Source organism: Phormidium sp. FACHB-1136 (assembly GCF_014697375.1).
Taxonomy (GTDB): domain Bacteria; phylum Cyanobacteriota; class Cyanobacteriia; order Phormidesmidales; family Phormidesmidaceae; genus Nodosilinea.
The window spans coordinates 1-21,376 of sequence record NZ_JACJRS010000094.1 but is presented as its reverse complement, the minus strand read 5'-3'; the positions used below and the strand labels follow the sequence as shown (position 1 = coordinate 21,376).

The 21,376-nt window shown below is 59.3% G+C and carries 18 protein-coding genes; 14 read left to right on the top strand and 4 right to left on the bottom strand.

Going from position 1 to position 21,376, the window contains the following annotated elements:
- Positions 1 to 258 precede the first annotated feature (258 nt).
- The 6 genes from H6G62_RS21140 to H6G62_RS21115 all read left to right on the top strand — a co-directional run bounded on the left by H6G62_RS21140 (position 259) and on the right by H6G62_RS21115 (position 7,861).
- The gene (locus H6G62_RS21140; protein WP_190498845.1) at positions 259 to 597 is read left to right on the top strand and encodes a hypothetical protein; all 339 of its coding nucleotides are present in this window, start codon (positions 259 to 261) and stop codon (positions 595 to 597) included.
- A gap of 71 nt (positions 598 to 668) precedes the next feature.
- Positions 669 to 2,021 carry an exonuclease subunit SbcD gene (sbcD, locus tag H6G62_RS21135; RefSeq protein WP_190498843.1) on the top strand — a complete coding sequence of 451 codons (1,353 nt, stop codon included), beginning with the start codon at positions 669 to 671 and terminating at the stop codon, positions 2,019 to 2,021.
- Between the two features lie 39 nt (positions 2,022 to 2,060).
- Positions 2,061 to 3,161, top strand: a complete 1,101-nt coding sequence (locus tag H6G62_RS21130) for a tetratricopeptide repeat protein (protein ID WP_190498841.1) — start codon at positions 2,061 to 2,063, stop codon at positions 3,159 to 3,161.
- A 95-nt stretch (positions 3,162 to 3,256) separates the two neighbouring features.
- Complete coding sequence (gene ppk1 / locus H6G62_RS21125) at positions 3,257 to 5,419, top strand: polyphosphate kinase 1 (protein WP_190498839.1); 2,163 nt, start codon at positions 3,257 to 3,259, stop codon at positions 5,417 to 5,419.
- 49 nt (positions 5,420 to 5,468) lie between these two features.
- Positions 5,469 to 5,984 carry a gamma carbonic anhydrase family protein gene (locus H6G62_RS21120; RefSeq protein ID WP_190498836.1) on the top strand — a complete coding sequence of 172 codons (516 nt, stop codon included), beginning with the start codon at positions 5,469 to 5,471 and terminating at the stop codon, positions 5,982 to 5,984.
- Positions 5,985 to 6,178: 194 nt separating this feature from the next.
- Positions 6,179 to 7,861: a DUF1565 domain-containing protein gene (locus tag H6G62_RS21115; RefSeq protein WP_190498833.1), complete on the top strand. Its 1,683-nt coding sequence runs from the start codon at positions 6,179 to 6,181 to the stop codon at positions 7,859 to 7,861.
- 105 nt (positions 7,862 to 7,966) lie between these two features.
- On the opposite strand, the gene H6G62_RS21110 is transcribed toward H6G62_RS21115, so the two are convergent.
- Complete coding sequence (locus tag H6G62_RS21110; RefSeq protein WP_190498831.1) at positions 7,967 to 9,139, bottom strand: hypothetical protein; 1,173 nt, start codon at positions 9,137 to 9,139, stop codon at positions 7,967 to 7,969.
- Between the two features lie 181 nt (positions 9,140 to 9,320).
- Between H6G62_RS21110 and H6G62_RS21105 the strand changes: the two genes are divergently transcribed.
- Genes H6G62_RS21105 through H6G62_RS21095 form a run of 3 tightly spaced genes read left to right on the top strand, consistent with a single transcriptional unit; the run spans position 9,321 to position 12,120 of the window.
- On the top strand, positions 9,321 to 10,226 hold the full coding sequence (locus H6G62_RS21105) for a tetratricopeptide repeat protein (protein ID WP_242052201.1): 906 nt from the start codon (positions 9,321 to 9,323) through the stop codon (positions 10,224 to 10,226).
- A gap of 15 nt (positions 10,227 to 10,241) precedes the next feature.
- Positions 10,242 to 11,531 (top strand): sulfite exporter TauE/SafE family protein, encoded by a 1,290-nt coding sequence (locus H6G62_RS21100; protein WP_190498829.1) that lies wholly within the window; start codon positions 10,242 to 10,244, stop codon positions 11,529 to 11,531.
- The gene (locus H6G62_RS21095) at positions 11,500 to 12,120 is read left to right on the top strand and encodes a hypothetical protein (RefSeq protein WP_190498827.1); all 621 of its coding nucleotides are present in this window, start codon (positions 11,500 to 11,502) and stop codon (positions 12,118 to 12,120) included. The genes H6G62_RS21100 and H6G62_RS21095 overlap by 32 nt, the downstream gene beginning before the upstream one ends.
- Before the next feature lie 283 nt (positions 12,121 to 12,403).
- Here the strand turns inward: H6G62_RS21095 and H6G62_RS21090 are convergent, their stop codons facing one another.
- Positions 12,404 to 13,531 (bottom strand): hypothetical protein, encoded by a 1,128-nt coding sequence (locus H6G62_RS21090; RefSeq protein ID WP_190498825.1) that lies wholly within the window; start codon positions 13,529 to 13,531, stop codon positions 12,404 to 12,406.
- Positions 13,532 to 13,797: 266 nt separating this feature from the next.
- Between H6G62_RS21090 and purL the strand changes: the two genes are divergently transcribed.
- The 3 genes from purL (at position 13,798) to H6G62_RS21075 (ending at position 18,121) form a co-directional block, all read left to right on the top strand.
- Positions 13,798 to 16,173, top strand: a complete 2,376-nt coding sequence (gene purL, locus H6G62_RS21085; RefSeq protein WP_190498823.1) for a phosphoribosylformylglycinamidine synthase subunit PurL — start codon at positions 13,798 to 13,800, stop codon at positions 16,171 to 16,173.
- 178 nt (positions 16,174 to 16,351) lie between these two features.
- The gene (locus H6G62_RS21080) at positions 16,352 to 17,272 is read left to right on the top strand and encodes a DUF2887 domain-containing protein (protein ID WP_190498822.1); all 921 of its coding nucleotides are present in this window, start codon (positions 16,352 to 16,354) and stop codon (positions 17,270 to 17,272) included.
- Between the two features lie 36 nt (positions 17,273 to 17,308).
- The gene (locus H6G62_RS21075; RefSeq protein ID WP_190498820.1) at positions 17,309 to 18,121 is read left to right on the top strand and encodes a DUF362 domain-containing protein; all 813 of its coding nucleotides are present in this window, start codon (positions 17,309 to 17,311) and stop codon (positions 18,119 to 18,121) included.
- 151 nt (positions 18,122 to 18,272) lie between these two features.
- On the opposite strand, the gene H6G62_RS21070 is transcribed toward H6G62_RS21075, so the two are convergent.
- Both H6G62_RS21070 and H6G62_RS21065 read right to left on the bottom strand, forming a co-directional pair.
- Positions 18,273 to 19,373 carry an ArsA family ATPase gene (locus H6G62_RS21070; protein WP_190498818.1) on the bottom strand — a complete coding sequence of 367 codons (1,101 nt, stop codon included), beginning with the start codon at positions 19,371 to 19,373 and terminating at the stop codon, positions 18,273 to 18,275.
- A gap of 342 nt (positions 19,374 to 19,715) precedes the next feature.
- Positions 19,716 to 19,955: a DUF2862 domain-containing protein gene (locus H6G62_RS21065; protein WP_347239397.1), complete on the bottom strand. Its 240-nt coding sequence runs from the start codon at positions 19,953 to 19,955 to the stop codon at positions 19,716 to 19,718.
- A gap of 86 nt (positions 19,956 to 20,041) precedes the next feature.
- Between H6G62_RS21065 and hisF the strand changes: the two genes are divergently transcribed.
- Together hisF and H6G62_RS21055 are read left to right on the top strand one after the other, a co-directional pair.
- Positions 20,042 to 20,818, top strand: coding sequence for an imidazole glycerol phosphate synthase subunit HisF (gene hisF / locus H6G62_RS21060; RefSeq protein ID WP_190498816.1), 777 nt, complete (start codon positions 20,042 to 20,044; stop codon positions 20,816 to 20,818).
- A 61-nt stretch (positions 20,819 to 20,879) separates the two neighbouring features.
- A complete protein-coding gene (locus H6G62_RS21055; protein ID WP_242052200.1) occupies positions 20,880 to 21,299 on the top strand; it encodes a hypothetical protein in 420 nt (139 codons plus the stop codon).
- Positions 21,300 to 21,376: the final 77 nt, after the last annotated feature.

Below are 21,376 nucleotides of genomic sequence, written 5' to 3'. Positions count from 1 at the left end.
TTTACTCTGGCCCGACGGATGGGAACTCGAACGGTGCCTGAGGCCATGCGGTTACTGGCTAATCAAGTGCAGAAAGTTTTTCGCTGGCTAACATAAAACCACCCTGCCCTTGATAAGGGGGGCAGGGGGGATCATCGCAATGTACTTCAACCGAGTGAAACCCGCTATAGATTAATTGTATGATTTTTAGCCGGATTGGGTATTCTAAGCCAGGGTCTCCATTTATATGGTTGGTGTTGACGTTTTAGAATCATCATCATGCGAATCTTCAACTATCTGTTGGGTCTGGCGCTTATTTTGCTAGGCATCTATTTTCTTGGTAAGAATATCATCTTCACCACCTATGCCTATCCCTGGTGGCGGGGCATTGCCGCTGATTTGTCGGTCATTTCTTTGTGCATTGGCGTCTTTGCCTTGGTCTTTTTGCCGCCCCCTATGCGGCCCTTTGGCTGGGTGGCGGTCGCTTTTGGTGTCGTCTGTGTGTTTGCCAGCAGTCGGGCTATTCTCAATCCCACCAGTCTGTGGCAATTTTTTGTCGCCCTTATGGCGATGGGTTTTGGTTATAAACTCTTCTCCCGTCGTCGGTCTTTGTTCTAAAGCGGCCCACGTTATCGCGGGCAGGTTTTATCATGGGGGAGCGGCCCCTGCCCTCTGTTTTCGCTGTTACGATGCTGACCCTCCTCCACCTGTCGGACATTCACCTAGGCAGTGGGTTGTCCCACGGTCGGATGAACCCGGAAACGGGCCTGAATACTCGCCTAGAAGATTTTGTGGCGGCCCTGTCTCGCTGCATGGATCGGGCCTTGGCGGAACCTGTGGATTTGGTACTGTTTGGCGGCGATGCCTTCCCGGATGCCACCCCGCCCCCCTTGGTGCAGCAGGCGCTCGCTCAGCAGTTTTGTCGATTATCAGCGGCGGGTATTCCGACGGTGTTGCTGGTGGGCAACCACGACCAACATGCCCAGGGGGTGGGCGGGGCCAGTCTGTCCATCTACCGGACTCTGGGGGTGCCGGGGGTGATTGTGGGAGATCGCCTTGCCACCCACCGCATCGACACCCGCCGAGGCCCGGTACAGGTGGTCACCCTACCCTGGATTACCCGATCTACCCTGCTCACCCGGCCCGAAACCGATGGGCTCTCCATGGCCCAGGTCAACGAACTGCTGCTGGATCGGCTGCGGGTGGCCCTGGAGGGAGAAATTCGTGGTCTCGATCCGACCTTGCCCACGGTGTTGTTGGCCCATGCCATGGTAGACACCGCCAGCTATGGGGGGGAGCGGTTTCTCTCGGCGGGGCGAGGGCTGACCATTCCCATGGCCCTGTTGGCTCGGCCCTGCTTCGACTATGTGGCCCTAGGCCATGTGCATCGTCATCAAATTTTGTGCGATCACCCGCTGATGATCTACCCCGGCAGTATTGAGCGGGTCGATTTTAGCGAAGAGGCTGAGGACAAGGGCTATGTTTGGGTGCATCTTGACCGAGGGGCCACCACCGCCGAATTTTGCCCCCTGCCCGTGCGGCCCTTTCGCACCATTCAGGTGGATTTAACCACTTCAGAAACGCCCCAGGATACCCTGCTCCAGGCTATTGCCGATACGAACATCACCGATGCCGTGGTGCGCTGCCTCTATCGCCTGCGATCTGACCAGGTCGATCACATCGACAGTGCCGCCCTCGGAGTGGTCCTCTCAGCGGCCCACACCTACACCGTGCAGGCCCAGGTGGCCCCCGCCGCCCACCGCCACCGTCTACCCGAACTGGGCACCGACAGCCGCCTCGACCCCCTCGCCGCCCTCAGCGCCTACCTCGATAGTCGGCCCGATGTGGCGGCACTCCGGGAGGCCATGGTGACCGCTGCGGCCCTACTGATCGAAGCCGCCGATGATCTGGCCTCGGATCAGCCCATCCCTGACCTGACGTTTGACGATGATCCTGACGATGGGGACACCCTCGCTGACCGTGCCCCCTGGCCCGACGACGATGCCACCCTAGACGCCGCCCAACAGCTCCGTTTGCTCTAGCCCTTGGCCCCCAGCCCTTCCCCTACCCCCCCGATCCCCATGTACGATCTGGTTTCCGCTGCCCTCCAGGCCCAACAACTGTCCCAAGCGGCCCAACTGATCAAGCAGTGGCAACGGGAGAAGCCGGAGGATCCCTGGTTGGCCCTGGCCCTGGGGCAGTATTGGGAGGCGAAGGATGAGGTGGAAAGGGCGCAAACCACCTACACGAAGCTGCTGCAAACGACGGCCAATACCAAGGTGCTGAGTCAGGCGAGGGAGGGCATTAAGCGAGTGCGGGATCACCTGGCCCGTCAGCGGGAGCACAGCCTCAACCAGGCCAAGGCCCAGCCCGGATCGGAAATCGCTGGGGTGTTGGTGCTTCAACCCGTGGTGGGGGATGCACGGCAGGCAGCGGTGCAGGGGTTGGCCCAGGTGATGCAGATGGATGCCTATACGGCTCGCACCCGATTGCCCAGTCAGTATTGGCGACTCTATCGCACGGGGGCCATGGGGGAACTGCGCTACATGGGCGAACAACTGCGCCAGCAACGGGTGCCTTGTGTTTGGTCGTCGATTCAAGACATCAAGGCGCTGCCTGTGTTTCGGGTGCAGACCATCCAGAGCTTTGCGCCCCAGGTGACGGTACTGTGCCAAAATGCCAGCGGCCAGCGGGGCACCCTGCAACTGCAATGGTCGGAGATTAGCCAGTGGGTGTCGGGCTTGCTGCCCATTTACGAGTCGGTGGTAGACCTTGGCCCCTGGGGCAAGCTGAAGCGCAAGGAAACCACCCAGGACTATGCCGAGGTGTTGGACTGGCACCTGCATGGGCGAGGCTGCGTGCTGCGGTTTTGCGACCGCACCTACCGCTACCGGGAATCGGCCTCTTTACCGGGGTTGTGGGAACCGCCCACGGATGGCCCCCTGATTGCAGCGACGGCCTGGAAGGCGCTAAAAGCCGCCTTTGAGCAGGCCATTGTGCCCTCGCTGCACCGGGACTTTACCGGGTTTGGCGAAAGTGCCCTAGACTTCATCGACCTGCTGCCGGAGATTCCGCCCTACCTCGAACTCAGCCGCAGCGCCGCTTCGCCCTGGGATGCGGCCTTTCAGTTGTATAGCGTCCTGCGGTTCCTGGCCTATGCGCCTCCTAGGAAATCAGGGTAGGATGATTAACTTAACGTAAATCGGCCATTAACCCTTGATTAAGGCAACCGTGTTAGGCAACCGCTGGAACATCCAACGGGAGGTGTAATAGGGCGATGACTGCCGCCGAAGCGCATCCTTTCCCGGACCAGCCCTGGAATGATCCGGCCTACTATCTCAGTCGCGAACTCAGTTGGCTGGAGTTTAACCGCCGTGTGCTCCACGAAGCCCTGGACGACCGCACACCACTGCTGGAGGCTCTAAAGTTTCTGGCCATTTTTAGTGGCAATCTAGACGAGTATTTCATGGTGCGGGTGGCGGCGATCAAGCAGCAGATCGCCGCCCAGGTGACGGTGCAATCTCCCGATGGCCGTACCCCCAGCCAGCAGCTTCAGTTGATTCATCGGGTGTTGCGGCCCATGGTGCAGCAGCAGCATCGTTTTCTCAACCGCACCCTCCGATCCCGCATGGCCGAAAACGGCATTTATCTCCTCAACTATCGCCAGCTTAACCAAGCCCAGCGGCGCTACCTGGCTCACTATTTTGAAGATCACCTTTTTCCGGTGCTCACCCCCCTGGCGGTGGATCCCGGCCATCCCCTACCCTACCTGTCTAACCTCAGCCTCAGTCTGGCCGTGGTGGTGGTCGATGCCCAGACCCAGGAAACCCACGTGGCGCGAGTGAAGGTGCCGCGTGTGTTGCCCCGATTCATTGCCCTACCGGAGGATCTGTGGTCGAAACGGCGACAGCCCTGCCACTGGGTGGGGGTGCCCCTAGAGGCGGTGATCGCCCACCACATCGAATCCCTCTTTCCTGGCATGACCATCCAGGCCCAAACGCTCTTTCGCATTACCCGCGATGCCGATCTGGCGGTGGAGGAGGACGCCGCCGATGATCTGATGCTGGCCATTGAGCAGGAATTGCATAAACGACGGCTGGGGGGATCGGCGGTACGGCTGGAAATTCAGCGGCGTACCCCCCAAGCCCTGCGGACGAGAATCATGGCAGAACTGGGGCTGTCGGCGGTGGATGTCTATGCCGTGGATGGGCCGTTGGGCCTGGGCGACCTCACCGCCTTGGCTGATCTGCCCCTGCCCCACCTCAAAGCGCCTCCCTGGGTGCCCACCGTTCCCCCGGCCCTAGAAACCCTAGGCCACCCCCAGGTGCGAGAAGCCGACGACGATCTGGAGGATGCCGAGGATCTCTTTGCCCTGGTGCGTCGCCAGGATCAGCTTTTCCATCACCCCTACCACGCCTTTTCGGCCACGGTGCAGCGGTTCATTTCCCAGGCCGCCCACGATCCCCACGTCCTCGCCATCAAAATGACCCTGTATCGCACCTCCGGCGATTCGCCCATCGTCAATGCCCTGATTGCGGCGGCGGCCAACGGCAAACAGGTGACGGTGCTGGTCGAACTCAAGGCCCGCTTTGACGAAGAAAACAACATCAACTGGGCCAAAAAACTAGAGCAGTCCGGCGTCCACGTCGTCTATGGGCTGATCGGGCTGAAAACCCACACCAAAATTACCCTAGTCGTCCGCCGGGAAGGGGATCATCTGCACCGCTACTTCCACCTCAGTACGGGCAACTACAACCCTAAAACCGCCCGCTACTATACGGATCTGGGGCTGCTGAGTGCCTGCCCAGAACTAGGGGCCGATATGTCAGAACTGTTTAACTACCTAACGGGCTATTCCCGCCAGCACCAGTATCGCCAGTTGTTGGTCGCGCCCCTCACCCTGCGCCAGCGCCTAGTGACCCTCATCCACGACGAAATTCAACGGGTGCGCCACGGCCATCGGGGGCATATCATCGCCAAAATGAACGCCCTCACCGACGCTGATCTGATTCAGCGGTTGTACCAAGCCTCCCAGGCAGGCGTCACCATTGACCTGATGATTCGCGGCATCTGCTGCCTGCGCCCTGGCCTGCCAGGGGTGAGCGAAAATATCCGCGTCACTAGCATCATCGGCCCGTTCCTAGAACATTCGCGGATTTTCTACTTTCACAACGGCGGCGACGACATCTTTCTGCTGGGCAGTGCCGATTGGCGACCCCGCAACCTGGATCGCCGGGTGGAGGCCGTGGTGCCCATTACCGCCCCCGCCCTGCGGGCCGAACTGCGGTTTATTTTGGAAACCTGCCTCCAGGACAACCGCCACGCCTGGGATATGAACCCCGACGGCACCTACAGCCAGCGCCAGCCCCCCACCCCCGAAGCCGCCCGCAGTTCCCAGGCCATCCTCATGGAACGGGCCAAACAGCACCGCATGGGATAACTGAAATCCTCTACTGTATGGATAGTCTTAATGCCCCCATGGTTTGTCTATGTCGCTGATTTGGCCTACTCCCGATTGTTCTAAAGCGGCGTTTGTGGCCCCCAATGCCACGGTCATTGGCCAGGTTATTCTCCAGGAGGGATGCAGCCTTTGGTATGGGGCGGTGCTGCGAGGAGATGTAGAATCCATCACCATTGGCCCCTATAGTAACGTCCAGGATGGGGCGATTCTCCATGGCGATCCTGGCCAGCCCACCTGCCTCGAGGATCGGGTCACCGTGGGCCATCGGGCCGTCATTCATAGTGCCCATGTGGAAACCGGGAGTCTGATCGGCATTGGGGCAATCGTGCTGAACGGTGTGCGTGTCGGCAGCGGCAGTATCATCGGGGCAGGGGCAGTGGTGACCAAGGATGTTCCCCCGCGATCCTTAGTCATGGGCGTTCCGGGCAAGGTCATTCGCGACCTGTCTGAAGCCCAAGTCCTTGACCTGATCGAACATGCCCACAAGTACTATCAACTGGCCCTCGTCCACGCCGGGAAAAGTACCGAATTGGGGTTTGACTAACGTGGGTCTTCAGCCGTGATTCTTGGGCCTGATTCTGTTAAGTTTGGTGAACGAATGCCCCTGATTTTTGGGGTTTGAGTTATCAGTTTGTCGTTTCCGTTGCCTAGGTAGGCTCGCTGGATTCATTTCCCTCGGTGTTCCCCTGACCTAGGCTGCGGTATCCCTCACTGGTTCACCTCCCACAGGTCATGCCGATGCGATCCTTCTCCCTTGGTCAGCCTTTGTTTAGTCCGGCTTTGGTGGCAGCCCTAGCCCTGATGGCCACTCCGGCTTTGGCCCAAACGGCGGCTCCCGTTGTCCTACAGCCCAGGACAACGCCAGCGACCACCCCCCAAACCCATCCCCTCGTCCATGTGAATGCCCGCGCAGGCAGCGACACCAGTGGCGACGGGAGCCAACTGCGGCCCTACCAAACCATTACCCACGCCCTGCAAAGGGCCACACCCAACGCCATCGTGCTGCTGGCACCGGGGGAATATAGCGAGGCCAACGGGGAACGGTTTCCTATCCAACTGCGGACGGGGGTGACGGTGCAGGGTGCGCCCAACGGTGGCCTAGGCCAGACAGTGATTCGTGGCAGCGGCATCTTTGCCAGCACCACCGCAGGTATGGTGCAAGCCACTCTGGTGGGGGCCGATGGGGCGGGCCTGGGCCATGTGACGGTGACGAATACCAGCACGGCGGGCTATGGCTTAGTCGTCGAAGCAGGGCGTCCGGCCATTCGTCACAACCAGTTTGTGGGCAGTGGCTATGGCGGCGTGTATGTGTCGGGCCATAGCGCTCCGGTGCTGGAGGGCAACCAGTTCAGCGGCAATGGGGTGGTGGGCCTGGTGCTGTCGGGGCAGACCGCCGCTGAGGTGCGCGGCAACCGCTTCGAGCAAACGGGCATTGGCATTCGGGTGGCCCCCGGTGCCCAGCCACAGATTGTCAACAACACGATTGTCCAAAACCAGGAAGGGCTCATCCTGGATGGTAGCGCCAACCCGATTCTTCAGGACAATGTCATCGCCCAAAACCGCCGGAATGGGGTGGTGGAATTCCAAACGGCCCTCAAGGCTGAAGCGTCTGCCCCAACGGCCATTGTGCCCTCTGTTGCGGCTGTCCCCTCACGACAACAAGACCAGGATGCCCCGACGGTGACCTTGGCTCCCCCAGGGATTCAAACTCCCCCAGCGGTTCAGGCTTCCCCAGAGGCTCAGGCTCCAACCATCATTCAAACGCCTCCAGCAGTTCAAGCTCCCTCGGCAGTTCAGGCTTCCCCAGAGGCTCAGACATCCCCAGTCGATCCATCGGCCCCCGCCGAGGATAGGGCTACCGTCGCCATTTCCGATCCTCCCCCCAGGGATAGGGTGGCCGCTTCAGTATCTGGATCTATCCCCATTGCCGTAATTCCGCCCCCGGTCGATACCGTGGCCAGAGCCAGCCACGCCCCTGCCCGCTCAGTGGCCCCGCCCGCCCGCCCCGTGACCCCGCCCGCCCGCTCAGTGACCACGGCTCAGCCCAGTTCCAATCCTACCCCTATCCCCACCAACCCTGATGTGCTGCCTGTGCCCGACCGCAGGATTCCCATCGGCAGTGGCGGCAGTGCTATCCCCAACCTCGCTCCACCGACCACCGTCCTGGCCCTAAACGGTGCAACCCCGCCCCCGCCCTCCCATCGCGGACTGTTGGGCCTGGTCTATACCGTGGTAGTACCCGCCGCCGATGCCGCTACCCAGGCCCAGGTGCGGGCGGTGGTGGCCGATGCCTTTCGGGTGAATTTGGGCGGGCAACCCATGATGCAAGTGGGAGCCTACGCCGATCAAGCCACCGCCGAAGCCAAGGCCAACGAACTCATCGCCCAGGGCTATGCAGCCCGCGTGGAATATCGTCCTTAGCCCTGCCTGTTAAGGCAGCTATCGCCTCCACAGCTTGATACGGGATGACCTATGGGTGTACCCGCTCCTCCACCCAGGCGACTGATTGACCCAGCATGGCGAGTTTTAGTCATCTTGCCGCCCTGCTTCCACAACGGCCTTTAGGCGTTGGTGCAAATCCGAGGGGCCAAGGTTGGGCACAAAGGGGGGAATACTATCCGCCGATTCTGGGCGGGAGGCTAGGGCGGCAACGGGCTGAAAATTGGGAATACCGACCTGTGTGGCGTTGGTCTCGCCCCTGGGTTCCGAGGTGGGCTGAAGCATGGGGACTGGCTCAGACTCCCACGTTACTGACTCCCACGTTGCTGAATCTAACGATTCTGTGGTGGTGGCCTCTGTGGCGGCGGTCTCTGTGGCGGGTGGCTCGGTTGCGGTTTCCTCGGGCGTAATGGGGTTGGCTATGCTTTCGGCTATGGTCGCTGTTTCTAAGGCGGGAAGGGCTTCGGACATCTGCTCGGCCTTTGTCTCGGCCTTCGTCTCGGCCTTCCTCCCCTCTGCTGGCGTACCCGCTTCGGCTACCTGGGTGTCGTCGGTCAGGTGGTCCAGATCGTCTATCGGTGGATGACTCTGGGGTTCTGCCATGGCGGGATTAGCGGCCTCTGGCACCCCTGCGGGCTGGGTTAAGCGGGCCAGTTGGTCGGGGGTGAGGGGGAGAATAGTGCGCGACGATCCCCCAAACAGGGCAGGGCTGTCCCCAGGCGGATCAAGCAGTAGTGACTCTGTTTGAGACAGGCCAGGGGCGGAGAGGTCGGGGGTGAACCAGGCCGGGGAGCCATGGGTTGAACCCTGGGCCGACAGAAACGCTTCCGACAGGGAAGGGGTGACCGGGTAACCGTTCTCCCCAGCCGTAGCGGCGCTTATGGGGGGTTGGGCGTCAGCTTCTCTCGTGGGCGCTGCCGAACTGGGGAGATCAGCGTCGAGGGAAGCGGCGTTGGCTTTGGTGGCGGCTAAAAATTGGCCCCAGGATTGCCCCAGAATGATGGACTCAAATTCTCGGTTAAAGTGGCGCAAGGGCTGACCCCGGCGTTGCCAAATTTGCAGAATATGATCCACAGAAACCATTTTGTAGCGTCCCTGATAGAGCGCTTCGGTGATGGCTTGGCTGACCCAGGCGGGTTCAAACCGTTGCAGCCACCCCGTTACCATGGCCTCGGCGGCGTAGGTGTCCACATCAAAGCTATAGTCGCTCAGTAGTTGGAGGATGGGCGTTGTTTCCGGGGAAGTACGGGGACGAACCATAGTCTTTCCTTAAAGATTTGACCCAAACCAATGAGCGCCAACTGTCGCGTTATACACCATCTTCATCCTACGAGATAGAGGGGGGAGCGTCCGTAGGTTTTTTTACGGATGCTGTGGTGTCAGCGGCGGAGAGTGGGAGGAGGGCAGAGAGAATGGCACAATCGGAAAGGACAACAGGAAAATGCCGATGATTCGCTGCTTCACGATTTTTTGTCTGGCGCTGCTCAGCATGGGCAGTTGGCTGGGGTGGCCCTCTGGGGCTTTGGGGGCCGATTTCGGGGGGCTGACCTCCTCAGTTCCAGGGGCGCTAAGTGACCTTGCACATCATAAAACCCTGGCGGTTCTCGGTGATGGGTTCCCCTCCCAGGAACGATCTGCCGAAACCGGGACGATGATTGCCGACCTGCGCCAAAAGGCGTTTACGGCCTCCAATGCCGGACGGTTTGCCGAGGCCGAGGAATACTGGAGCCTGCTGCTGGAGTATCTGCCCAACGAAGCGGCCCTGTGGAGCAATCGGGGCAATGTGCGCCTCAGCCAAAACCAGCCCCTCGCCGCCCTGGCTGACTATGACCAAGCGGTGGCCCTCGCGCCGGATCAGCCCGATCCCTACCTGAATCGGGGCGCAGCCCTGGAGCGACTGGAACGCTGGAACGACGCCATGGCCGACTACAGCCGGGTACTAGAGATCAACCCCAACGATGCCGCTGCCTACAACAATCGGGGCAATGCCAAGGCGGGGTTGGGAGATTGGGACGCCGCTTTTCAGGACTATCAACAGGCGGTGACGCTGGATCCAAAATTTGCTTTTGCCCGTGTGAATGCGGCCCTCGCCAATTATCAACTGGGCCAGACCGACGAGGCCATTCGCGAATTTCGCAACCTTACCCGCCGCTACCCCAACTTTGCCGATGCCCGCGCCGCCCTCACCGCTGCCCTGTGGGCCAATGGCCAGCCGGGGGAGGCCGAAAGCAACTGGGTGGCCGTGATTGGGCTGGATAGCCGCTACAAAAATCTGGACTGGGTGGCCCAGGTGCGCCGTTGGCCCCCGGCCATGGTGGCGGCGTTGGATCGGTTTTTGCATCTCTAGGCGGGTCGTAGCGTGATGGTTGACCTGTTGTTGATGACCAGCCTGGGCTTTTTGGGCAGCTTTGGCCATTGCCTAGGCATGTGTGGCCCGCTGACGGTGGCCTTTTCCCTGGGGGCCGGGGTGGGGGAACAGCCCAACCGCTGGGCGGCTCTGCGCTTTCACCTGCTGCTGAACGGCGGACGGATGGCCAGCTATGCCCTGGTGGGCGGGCTAATTGGCGGGCTGGGGTCGGTGCTGGTGGCGGGGGGGCACATGGCCGGGGTGGGTAGCGATTTACGCCGTGCCATGGCGTTGCTGACCGGGAGTTTGCTGGTGTGGTTTGGGCTGATGCAGGTGAGTCCTGGGCTGTTGCCTCGGTTGCCGTTTTTGCACCCTTTGCAAGGTCAAGCCCTGCACCAACGGCTGATGCAGGCCATGGGGAATGTGGCCGATGGTCGCCGCTGGTGGACGCCCGCTGCCCTGGGGTTGGTGTGGGGGCTGGTGCCCTGTGGATTTCTCTATGCCGCCCAAATCAAAGCTGCCGAAACCACCCAAGCCACCGCCGGATCCCTGACCATGCTGGCCTTTGGCCTGGGCACCCTGCCGATGATGGTGGGGATTGGCTTCTCCGCCAGTTGGCTGAGCCAAGATCGCCGCAGTCAACTGTTTCGCCTGGGCGGATGGATTACGCTGATCATCGGCCTGATCACCCTCACGCGCACCGGGGACGCCATGACCGACTACGGAGGCTATGCCAGTTTGGCCCTGCTGATGCTGGCCCTGGTGGCGCGGCCCATTAGCCGTCTGTGGCCGGGGCCAATGCGCTATCGGCGGGGGCTGGGGGTGGGGGCGTTTCTGCTGGGGTTGGCCCATGCCGTGCAGATGGTTCACCACAGTTGGCAAGGCAACCTCAACGCCCTTTGGTTTATGCTGCCCCTACACCAGTGGGGGGTGTTGGCGGGGGTGCTGACCCTGGCGCTTCTCTTGCCCCTGGCCCTCACCAGCCGCAATGATCTTCAGCGCTGGCTGGGGGCGGGCTGGCGAACCCTGCACCTCCTGAGCATTCCTGCCCTTGTGTTGGGTCTGACCCACGGCCTGCTGATGGGCACGGCTCCCAGTGGTCTAGCCCCCGTCAACCTCGGACAATGGCTACGGCTGGGGGGACTGGCGGGCCTTGGCGTAGCGGTACTGCTGCTGCGTTCCCGCCGATTCTGGGCCTGGACTTCCCTAGACGCCTATTATGTTGCCCCCTATGCCCCCTCAAAGTATGTCCCTCAGACCTCCAGTGAAACCTATGTTGCACCCCAGCCCGAACCCCGTCGTTAACCGCTGGACTGGCCTAGGGGGAAGTCTCGCCCTGTCGGCGCTCATCGACCTGAACCAACCCGCCCAGGCCCACCAGGTGCAAACCGGGGGGTCCGTGGGGGCCACCCTCCACCTCGAACCCAACGACACCCCCCGTGCCCAGGAAGACACCTTGATCTGGCTGGCCCTCACCGAGCGGGGTGGACGGGTGATTCCCCTGGAAGATTGCTACTGCACCCTGCGGATCTACCAGGGCAATACGATGCTGGCCCAGCCCTACCTTCAGCCCATCTCCGCCGAGGGCTACCAGGACATCCCCAGCGCCACCTTCGTGTTCCCCGCCGTGGGCACCTACACCCTCGTGCTAGAGGGCCGTCCTCAAAATGAGGCCGAATTTGACCCCTTTGAGCTGGCCTACACCGTCACCGTTGCCGCTGCCGCCCCCGTTACGCCCGAACCCACCACCACTACCGACTGGCCCACCGAACCAGAGATTCCCGCCACGCTGACCGAACCCGATGCCACCGCCCCCAGCGCCCTCACCGTAGTGCTGATCATTGCAGCGGCCTCAGGTTTGATGATTTGGGTGTTGGCCAAACTGAGAGCCTAGGGTGGAGAGGCCAGATCCGGCATAATGGCCCTATATTTGGCTCCATTGATCGCTATACAACAGGGTTAGAGTATTCCATAGAAATGACTATCCATTTGCCATGGCCTTCGCCCTCCCCCAACCCCTTCTCCCTTGGGGATAGGGGGTTGGGGGAGGAGGGCTGAGCTTGGATGCTTTATTAGTAGGCATACTCTTAGCATTCGCCATATTTGTGGAAGGACAAAACCTGAGGCTAATCATGTCAGGAGTTTAGGGAATTTGGTATAAACTGGGCACCTAGTAGTTAGTTCGATAGATGTCTGCCGCAGTGGCCAACTTCGATTTTTCGACTCTTGTTGTTAATGGCGAAGTAGATCCGCAGGATATTATTCATACCATTACCACCGCCAATCTTGAGGTGATCAAACATTTCCTTGCATTGATCACCATGCCAGAAGCAGCGCTCACTTCTCAACTTTTTGGAATTCTGAATCGTTATGCTTTCTGGTGTGCAATCTAGATTGTATTTAGTCCTAAGAACATGATAGTGAGTATTGCCGATCTCTCCATTACATTTAAAGTAAAATTGACCAAACCAGGCTAGGCTTTGCAGTGCGCGATAGGCATCATCGGGTCGGATAAAGTTGGAAGCATCGGCGGAGACACGGGCTGAATCCCAGACTTCCAAAACATCGCCAAACATGGTTTCGGCAAAGTCCAAGGCTTCTCGTACTCGGCTAAAATTTAGGGTAAGTTTGGCATGGAAAAGCTCTTGGTCGCTAGTGCTGTGTTGGCGACAGGCAGAAATAATCTGGATACGATGTAATCCTTGTAAGTCTCGCTCAATCTGGGCTTGGGCTTGCCAGAGTTTTTCCGTTAAATTTGCTTTTTCCTGTTCTAGCTCATCAATTCTATGGATGAGTTCTTCTTGCTGTTGGAGTAACCCAGGATAGGCTTTAAGGCGTTGGTCGTAATCGATAATCTCGTCGTGCTGGGCTTCGATTTTACGATATTCCTCTTGCCAGAGGTCAACACTTTGCTTAAGCTGACTGATTTCAGTTTCTAGAGATTGCTTCTGGTTTTCGGCTTCAGCGATAGCTTGGTTTAACTGATCGCGATGGGTCGCAATATCAAGATTGCTTTTTATCGAGGATAGTTGCTCAATAGATAAAGATTCAAAGGATTGAATAATAGCATTGCGTTGTTTAAGATCGCGGTTTTCCGCTGTTATGCGATCTACCTCTGCTTGCAGTCGCTTAGCTTCGCCAGAAAGTTCAGACTGCGTTGTCCAGAGACGGGTGACTTCATCCTCTAATGAGGTGGCTTTGGCCTGAACTTTCTGGCTCTGTTGGCGCAGGGTATAGAGGCGTTTTAGCAGCCATCCAATAGCAAAAAGGCCGATGATAATAATGATTAATTCAAGTCCGTTCATGGGTGTTGACCTGGGGTGATTTCATAATGTCGGGGTATGGGTTTAATCAGCGGAATGGAACGACATCACCTTGGCAGCGACCAGTGAATTAGCCTTAGCTTTCCCAAAGGCTAGCCATTGCTATCCGCCATCGACAACCCCAAGGGCGGGAACAGGGGGGAGCACCAACGGCTGGTTGGCCATAAAAGCAGCTAAGGTGGCCCTTCCACCGTGGATTTGAATTAAGATCGGTAGGCAGATTTTTCGTCGTTTTTCGAGCGCCTACCATGACCGCCTACGCCGCCGCTCCCTTCAGCCCCGAAGAAATCGCCTCCGAGGGCATCAAGCCCGAAGAGTACGACGAGATTGTGGAGCGCTTGGGTCGCCATCCCAATCGAGCCGAACTGGGCATGTTTGGGGTGATGTGGTCGGAGCACTGTTGCTACAAGAACTCCCGCCCGCTGCTGAAGCAGTTTCCCACCGAGGGGCCACGGGTGCTGGTGGGGCCAGGGGAAAATGCGGGCATCATCGATGCAGGGGATGGCCTGCGGGTGGCCTTTAAGATTGAGTCCCACAACCACCCTTCGGCGGTGGAGCCGTTCCAGGGCGCGGCGACGGGGGTGGGCGGCATTCTGCGCGACATTTTCACCATGGGGGCACGACCGATTGCGGTGCTGAATTCCCTGCGGTTTGGCGATTTGGCCGATAGCCGCACCCGTCGGCTGTGCCAGGGCGTGGTGGCGGGAATTTCCCACTACGGCAACTGCTTCGGCGTGCCCACGGTGGGCGGCGAGGTCTACTTTGACGCGGCCTACAACGGCAACCCCCTAGTCAACGCCATGGCCATTGGCATCATGGAAACGCCGGACATTGTCAAATCTGGGGCGGCGGGGCTGGGCAATCCTGTCCTCTATGTGGGGTCTACCACCGGGCGCGATGGCATGGGCGGGGCCAGCTTCGCCAGTGCCGAACTCACCGACGAATCCGAGGCCGACCGTCCGGCGGTGCAGGTGGGCGATCCGTTTTTGGAGAAATCCTTGGTGGAAGCCTGTTTGGAAGCCTTCAAAACCGGGGCCATCGTCGCCGCTCAAGACATGGGCGCGGCGGGGATCACCTGCTCCACCTCCGAAATGGCGGCGAAGGGCGGCGTGGGCATCGAGCTAGACCTCGACCTTATTCCTGTGCGCGAAACGGGCATGGTGCCCTACGAATACCTGCTGTCCGAATCCCAAGAGCGGATGCTGTTTGTGGTGGCGGCGGGCCGCGAAGCTGAGGTCATCGAGGTGTTTGAGCGCTGGGGTCTCCATGCCGTCGTCGCCGGGACGGTAATCGAAGAACCCATCGTGCGGATTTTGTTTAAAGGCGAGGTTGCCGCCGAAATTCCGGCCCTGGCCCTGGCGGAAAATACCCCCATCTACCACCGAGAACTGCTGCCGGAACCCCCCGTCTATGCCCAAGCCGCCTGGGACTGGAGTGAAGACAGCCTACCCACCGCCACTGCATCGGGGCTGGTCAACACCACCGGAGAAACCGCCTGGACGGCCATTTTGCATCAGCTTTTGGGCCAGCCCACCATTGCCTCTAAGCAGTGGGTCTACCGCCAGTACGACCACCAGGTGCAGAACAACACCGTGCAGTGTCCCGGCCAAGGCGATGCAGCGGTGATTCGGCTGCGTCCGCTGGAATCGGTGCCCGGTTATCAGCCCGGTGGCGTGGTGCGAGGGCTAGCCGCTACCGTGGACTGCAACGCCCGCTATGTGTACCTCAACCCCTACGAAGGGGCCAAAGCCGCCGTGGCCGAAGCCGCCCGTAACCTAAGCTGCGTCGGTGCCCTGCCCCTGGCAGTGACCGATAACCTCAACTTTGGTAGCCCCGAAAAGCCCATCGGCTATTGGCAACTGGCGGAAGCCTGCCGGGGATTATCCGAAGCCTGCCGCGAGTTTGAAACCCCCGTCACCGGGGGCAACGTGTCCCTCTACAACGAAACCGTAGACAGTGAGGGCAACCCCCAGCCCATCTACCCCACTCCCGTAGTCGGCATGGTGGGGCTGATTGATGACCTAAATTTCACCTGTGGCCAGGGCTGGCAATCGACAGGCGACCGCATCTATCTATTAGGCGTCACTCTGGAAAATACGGCCAGCGCCACCGCCAACGACCGTCCTCTCGTCACCCTGGGTGGCTCGGAATACCTGATGGTGGTGCAGGGCCAAGCCACCGGACACCCCCCTGTTGTTGATATGGCCCTCGAAAAACGAGTGCAAGCCGCCTGCCGCCACGGCATTGCCCAGGGCTGGGTGCGCTCCGCCCACGATTCTGCCGAAGGTGGCCTAGCGGTGGCCTTGGCAGAATCCTGCATCAGTGGCCAACTGGGCGCGGCGGTAACGGTGCCCTTGGACTCTCATCAGACCGACCTGCGCTGGGATCGAGCGCTGTTTGGCGAAGGCGGTGCCCGAATTCTGGTGTCCGTCAGCCCTGAGCACCAAGCCGCCTGGGAAGCCTACCTAGCTGACAACCTCGCAGGCTACTGGCAACCCCTCGGCACCGTCCAGGGCGATACCCTCACCCTCACCACCCAAGACGGCAAACCCCTGATCGCCGACACCGTGGCCCAACTGGCGGACATTTGGAGCAGCGCCATCGCCGAACGCCTAGCCGCCTAGCCATTGTCGTCACGAGATCCCAGGGTTCTTTGGCCTATCGGTAGTGCCATAGCTTAGCCTCAGCCAGAACCCTGGGATCTGATCAGCGGGACAGCCTATCGAAGCGGTACTTCAGGAATATTGCGATATCCTCTGGCGATGAGTAGAGCAACCATGACAGGAAATTGCTTCAGGTCTAATGAAAACCGATAAGCTCTACTACCAAATTTTCCTAGCCCAGCCCGCTCTCCTGGCGGAGCTGATCCCTGGGCTACCCGCCGATTGCCAATTTGAATACGTCGCGCCCGTGGTGAAGGAAAGCGAGTTTCGCCTCGATGGGTTGTTGATGCCTCTGACCGATGATCCTGCGGTGCCTGTCATCTTCATTGAGGCTCAAATGCAGGCCGACCCACGATTCTATGGGCGTTACTTTGCGGAAACTCACCTCTATCTGTACCAGTACCAAATTGAACGCCCGTGGCGAGGGTTGTTGATTTTGCGCTCCCAGCAACAAAACTTGGGGAGTGAAATCCCCTACGCCACGCTCCTCAACCAACAGGTGCAGCGGCTCTACTTGAACGATCTACGGGAGGCCGCAGAGTTGCCCCTTTCCCTGGCGTTACTACGGTTGATTGTGCTGCCAGATGCCTCTTTACCCAAGGCGGCCAAGCAGGTGATCGAACAAGCTAGAACCCAAGGGGAAACGGCCTTTCAGTCCATCCTCGATAGCCTGGAAGCTATACTAATCAACAGATTTCCCCAATTCACCACCCAGGAGATTCTGGCCATGCTGGATTTAACCATCGCGGATATTCGGCAAACCCGCTTCTACCAGGAGGTCTTCCAAGAGGGCCGTGAAGAAGGTCGTGAAGAAGGCCGTGAAGAAGGCCGTGAAGAAGGCCGTGAAGAAGGAGAACAAATTGGTACACAAAAGGGCGAGGCAGCGACCTTAATCCGGTTGCTGACCCGACGTTTAGGGCCGTTGCCAGAGTCCCAAGTGGCCCAGATTCAGAATCTATCGCTGCCGCAGTTGGAGGCCCTGTTAGACGTGGTGCTCGATCTGGCTGATGGGGATGAGTTGAGCGCATGGTTAGCGGCTCATCCTGTGGTTGAGCCGTAACCTCAATCTCTGATCCCCCATCATTCGAGTGTTGACATGCCCCCAATTCCTATGACCGCTTCGGTGCAGACGGCTCCCACGGCGGAGTTTATCTATACGCCCCCGGCCTCTCTGCACGGGGCGCGGCGGATTGTCGTAAAGCCTAATCTGGGCTATCCCGTCGGGCCTCCAGTGACGGTAAGCATGGCGGCGCTGGGTCGGGTACTGGCGGGGTTACGGCACCACAACCCCCAGGCAGAAATCCTGATTGTGGAAGGGGTTTGCTCGAAGGTGTCCTTTGAGGCCATCATGGCCAAAAATGGGGTTCATGCCTTACTAGATGAGGGTATGCGCCTGCTGGATGCCGATTTGCTGGACTGTGTCGAGTATCCCAACCCGTCCCCCCATCCGGCGCGGTTCAAGACGATGTGGGCACCGAAGCTGCTGCAAGAGGTGGATGGCTGCATTTCAGTCAGCGCCTTCAAACGCACTCACCTCAAGGGCGAAGCGTTGATTTCGGCTTCCCTGAAAAACCTTTACGGCCTCTTCCCCAGGGCGAAATATAAGGCCCGCAGCCCCAACTCGCGGGGCCAACTGCATCGCCCTTCAGTGCCCCTGGTGCTTCAGGATGTGTATTGCACCCTGGGCCAGTTTTTCCACGGTGGCGTGGTGGACTGCACCCAAAAATTCGTCAGTCGCGACTGGCAACCCGACCGAGGCGACAGCATCCCCATCGGCCAGGTGATTTGGGGCGATGACCTACTGGCCGTAGACAAAGCTGCCTGCACTGTTGCCGACGAAGCAATCCCTAGCTACGTGGTGGCCTTGGAAACATACCATAGCAAACATATTCCAGGGGGCATGTCCTGATAATTCTCCGGGTTGCGGTGCAACGGCATTCGACCAATTATCACCAGTGGTCAAAGGTGAAACTGGTTCACTAGACTGGACTGTCTCAAAATTAGGCGGAATCACTATACCTGTGATTGGGGGCGAGGCTGTCTAGCAGTATTGATTCCCCTTATCCGAAGGTCAGCACCAGATATTGATCCTGGAACTTAGCCCCCGCCACGGATTTACCCGCCAAGCCGGAGGGCAGCATCAGGTTGCGCCGTTGGTCGCCCGCTTCTACGGTCACTTCTGGGCCGTATTGGGTGAGCTTTACCTGGGTTTTGTCGAAGCTGGGCAGAAACAGCTTGACGGTTTTGCTAGGCAAATCGATCACCGTGGCGGGGTTGGCCTGGGCGGCGATGTGCTCAATGTCGGGTAGGGCTTGAACCACGGCATCCCATCCCTGGCTGTACTGGCTGGGCATGGCAAAGTGAGGCAGGGGTGCAAAGGCTCCTTCGTGCTCAGATCCTAGATCACCTTGGCTGACCAGGACGCCGCCGACGGTGAGGCCAATTTGCTGGGCGCTGCCCCAGAGGTAGCGAGCGGTGGCCACGGCATCGGCGGCGGGGGTTGTTACCAAAAAGGCGAGGGTACGGTTGGGGTTGCTGACGGCATCGCGACCTTGCTCCAGCATCGAGCGCATTTCCCCGGTGGGCCGATCCAAAATATCCCCCGACCAATCCGTGGACAACACTGCCGCCGATACGGGCTGGATGAAGGGAGACAGCGACCGCCACAGGTCAGACTGTTGCAGCACATTGCGAAAACGGCGCACGTACCAATCCAAAATTTCCGGTAGGCCAAACATCCGCAGGGTGCCCATGCCCCCGGTGCCGTCGTAGATAATCACGTCGTACTGGCCGCTGGCGTCGTACTCGCGCAGGGCATTCAGCGACAGCGCTTGATCCATCCCCGGCAGCACCCCCAGTTCTTGGCCATAGACATCCTTCAAAAAGGGCGTCCGCAGGTATTGGGCTTCCAGTTCCTTCAGGGTTTGCCAACTGGCCTCTAGCTGGGCCGCACTGTGCATTTGTACCGCCGCGAGGTTTGGGCTAATGGCCGTCGGTTCCGCACTGAGGGATTGCCCCAGCAGAATGGCTGGCCCCGGCGTTACGTCCTGGATCATCAGCAACACCCGCTTGCCAGACCCCGCTAGTTGCTTGGCGGTGGCGATGGCCATGGTGGTACTGCCGCAACCGCCTTTGCCGAGGAAGGTAAGAATTTTAGCCATAACTGCTGGGGAGAAGTATCTGTAGATTTGTAGGCTGTGTTAGCGCTAGCGTAACGCATCTAATCCTGACAAGCCCTGACAAGATGGCGCATTACGGCTTTGCCTACCAGCACCCTATCCCTGGGAATTCGCAAAACCGTAGGGGCGTAGTTTCCTCGCCAACCCAGGGTAGGTGGTGGGCGGCGTCCACCCTACGAAACAATAGAGGGTAGGGCATCGCTCACCTTGCGGGACGATACAAAACAAGGGGCTAAGGCCCCTTGCTCTGGCAGATTTTGCCCGATGTTTAACGAAATCTAGGCAAGGTCTGGTTAAATACGCTCGAATCTGTAGAAAATGAGCCTAGACGGCAGATAGCTCGTCTTCAAAGAACCAGGTGGCATATTTGTCGTCAAATTCCACTACAACGCCGACGCCGCTGCCATCCACCATTTTGAAATCACTGATGGTGCCGCTTTTACCCAGGCGACCAGCAACATCGGGGGAAACACGGTCTCTCAGGCGGGCAACTTTCACTTTCTGGCCAATCTCTAAAGCCATGGCAATCAACGGCTCCAACTGCTTACGTAACGATAAAACCAAAACACAGTGTATCAGCGTCTTGTCCCCTAATGATCTCCCGGATGATCTATCGTGAATGGGTAATGCGTCGGTGGCGGAAAAGGGCAATGCTGGCAAAACGAATTCTTCCCTGCCTGGATGTGAAGGCGGGTCGGGTGGTGAAGGGGGTCAACTTTGTGGATCTGCGCGACGCGGGCGACCCGGTGGAACTGGCCCAAGCCTACAACCAAGCTGGGGCCGATGAACTGGTGTTTTTAGACATCACCGCCACCCACGAAGACCGGGACATTATCTACGATGTGGTTTACCAAACCGCTGAGCAGGTCTTTATCCCGCTGACGGTGGGTGGCGGCATCAGCAATTTGGATACCATCAAAAAACTGCTGCGGGCTGGGGCCGATAAGGTCAGTATCAACTCGGCGGCGGTGAAGCGACCGGAATTTGTTCAAGAGGCCAGCGACCGCTTCGGTTCCCAGTGCATCGTCGTGGCCATTGATGCCCGTCGTCGGCAGGATCCTAATAACCCTGGCTGGGACGTGTATGTGCGCGGCGGACGCGAGAATACCGGGATTGATGCCATTGCCTGGGCCGAGGAAATGGTGAACCGGGGGGCCGGAGAACTGCTCGTCACCAGCATGGACGCCGACGGCACCCAGGCGGGCTACGACCTCGAACTCACCCGCACTATTGCCGACCGTGTACCTGTGCCCGTGATTGCCTCCGGTGGGGCAGGCAACTGTGAACATATTTACGAAGCGCTCACCGAGGGCAGGGCGGAAGCGGCTCTGTTGGCCTCCCTGCTGCACTATGGCCAGTTGACCGTCGCCGAAGTGAAGCATTACCTCCAAGATCGCCAAGTGCCCGTTCGCCTAACCGACGACTGACCCAGGATGAGATCCGCTGTTCGATGCGACGGCGAAGATTTGCGGCAACGGGTGCCTGTGGATGCGCGACGCATCTTCTCCCTGGGTCACATCCCGGACATGGTGTACCCTGCCGTCAAACAATGGGGACGATTCTCAATCGGTTGGGCTACCGCCTAGAAAAACACAAAAGGTGAAACCGCAGAAAAAGATCCCTGAAACCGATGCGATTTTCGAGCCCGTTGCGCAGGCGAACCGAGCCGCAGACGCGAATCCCGCCGTGCTGAGACGGTCGATAGATAGCCAAGCGAAAGTCAAGATTGGCAACCTCTCCAGAGGAGATCAGGCCCGCACCCTAGAGGCGAACCAAGCCGATGACCACGATGCCCTCTGGAACGCGGTCTTAGTCCCCTTTGGCATCCTTGATGTCGCCGACCGTCAATGCTCGATCTACTTTGGCCAGTCTGCCGAACTGGACAGTGGGAAGTTCTGTATCCGGTAGCGGGACGCCAAGAAAAACGGACATGAGCTGAGTCAATCGACCCATCATGTCCGAAACTGGCTGATGTAAAGCCTTTC

Coding starts and splice junctions, on each gene's coding strand:
- H6G62_RS21095 (WP_190498827.1), top strand. CDS start 11,500: ATGTTGCACCCCAGCCCGAACCCCGTCGTTAACCGCTGGACTGGCCTA.
- H6G62_RS21100 (WP_190498829.1), top strand. CDS start 10,242: ATGGTTGACCTGTTGTTGATGACCAGCCTGGGCTTTTTGGGCAGCTTT.
- H6G62_RS21140 (WP_190498845.1), top strand. CDS start 259: ATGCGAATCTTCAACTATCTGTTGGGTCTGGCGCTTATTTTGCTAGGC.
- hisF (WP_190498816.1), top strand. CDS start 20,042: ATGCTGGCAAAACGAATTCTTCCCTGCCTGGATGTGAAGGCGGGTCGG.
- H6G62_RS21090 (WP_190498825.1), bottom strand. CDS start 13,531: ATGAACGGACTTGAATTAATCATTATTATCATCGGCCTTTTTGCTATT.
- H6G62_RS21115 (WP_190498833.1), top strand. CDS start 6,179: ATGCGATCCTTCTCCCTTGGTCAGCCTTTGTTTAGTCCGGCTTTGGTG.
- H6G62_RS21110 (WP_190498831.1), bottom strand. CDS start 9,139: ATGGTTCGTCCCCGTACTTCCCCGGAAACAACGCCCATCCTCCAACTA.
- ppk1 (WP_190498839.1), top strand. CDS start 3,257: ATGACTGCCGCCGAAGCGCATCCTTTCCCGGACCAGCCCTGGAATGAT.
- H6G62_RS21080 (WP_190498822.1), top strand. CDS start 16,352: ATGAAAACCGATAAGCTCTACTACCAAATTTTCCTAGCCCAGCCCGCT.
- H6G62_RS21055 (WP_242052200.1), top strand. CDS start 20,880: ATGCGCGACGCATCTTCTCCCTGGGTCACATCCCGGACATGGTGTACC.
- H6G62_RS21130 (WP_190498841.1), top strand. CDS start 2,061: ATGTACGATCTGGTTTCCGCTGCCCTCCAGGCCCAACAACTGTCCCAA.
- H6G62_RS21120 (WP_190498836.1), top strand. CDS start 5,469: ATGTCGCTGATTTGGCCTACTCCCGATTGTTCTAAAGCGGCGTTTGTG.
- purL (WP_190498823.1), top strand. CDS start 13,798: ATGACCGCCTACGCCGCCGCTCCCTTCAGCCCCGAAGAAATCGCCTCC.
- sbcD (WP_190498843.1), top strand. CDS start 669: ATGCTGACCCTCCTCCACCTGTCGGACATTCACCTAGGCAGTGGGTTG.
- H6G62_RS21105 (WP_242052201.1), top strand. CDS start 9,321: ATGCCGATGATTCGCTGCTTCACGATTTTTTGTCTGGCGCTGCTCAGC.
- H6G62_RS21075 (WP_190498820.1), top strand. CDS start 17,309: ATGCCCCCAATTCCTATGACCGCTTCGGTGCAGACGGCTCCCACGGCG.
- H6G62_RS21070 (WP_190498818.1), bottom strand. CDS start 19,373: ATGGCTAAAATTCTTACCTTCCTCGGCAAAGGCGGTTGCGGCAGTACC.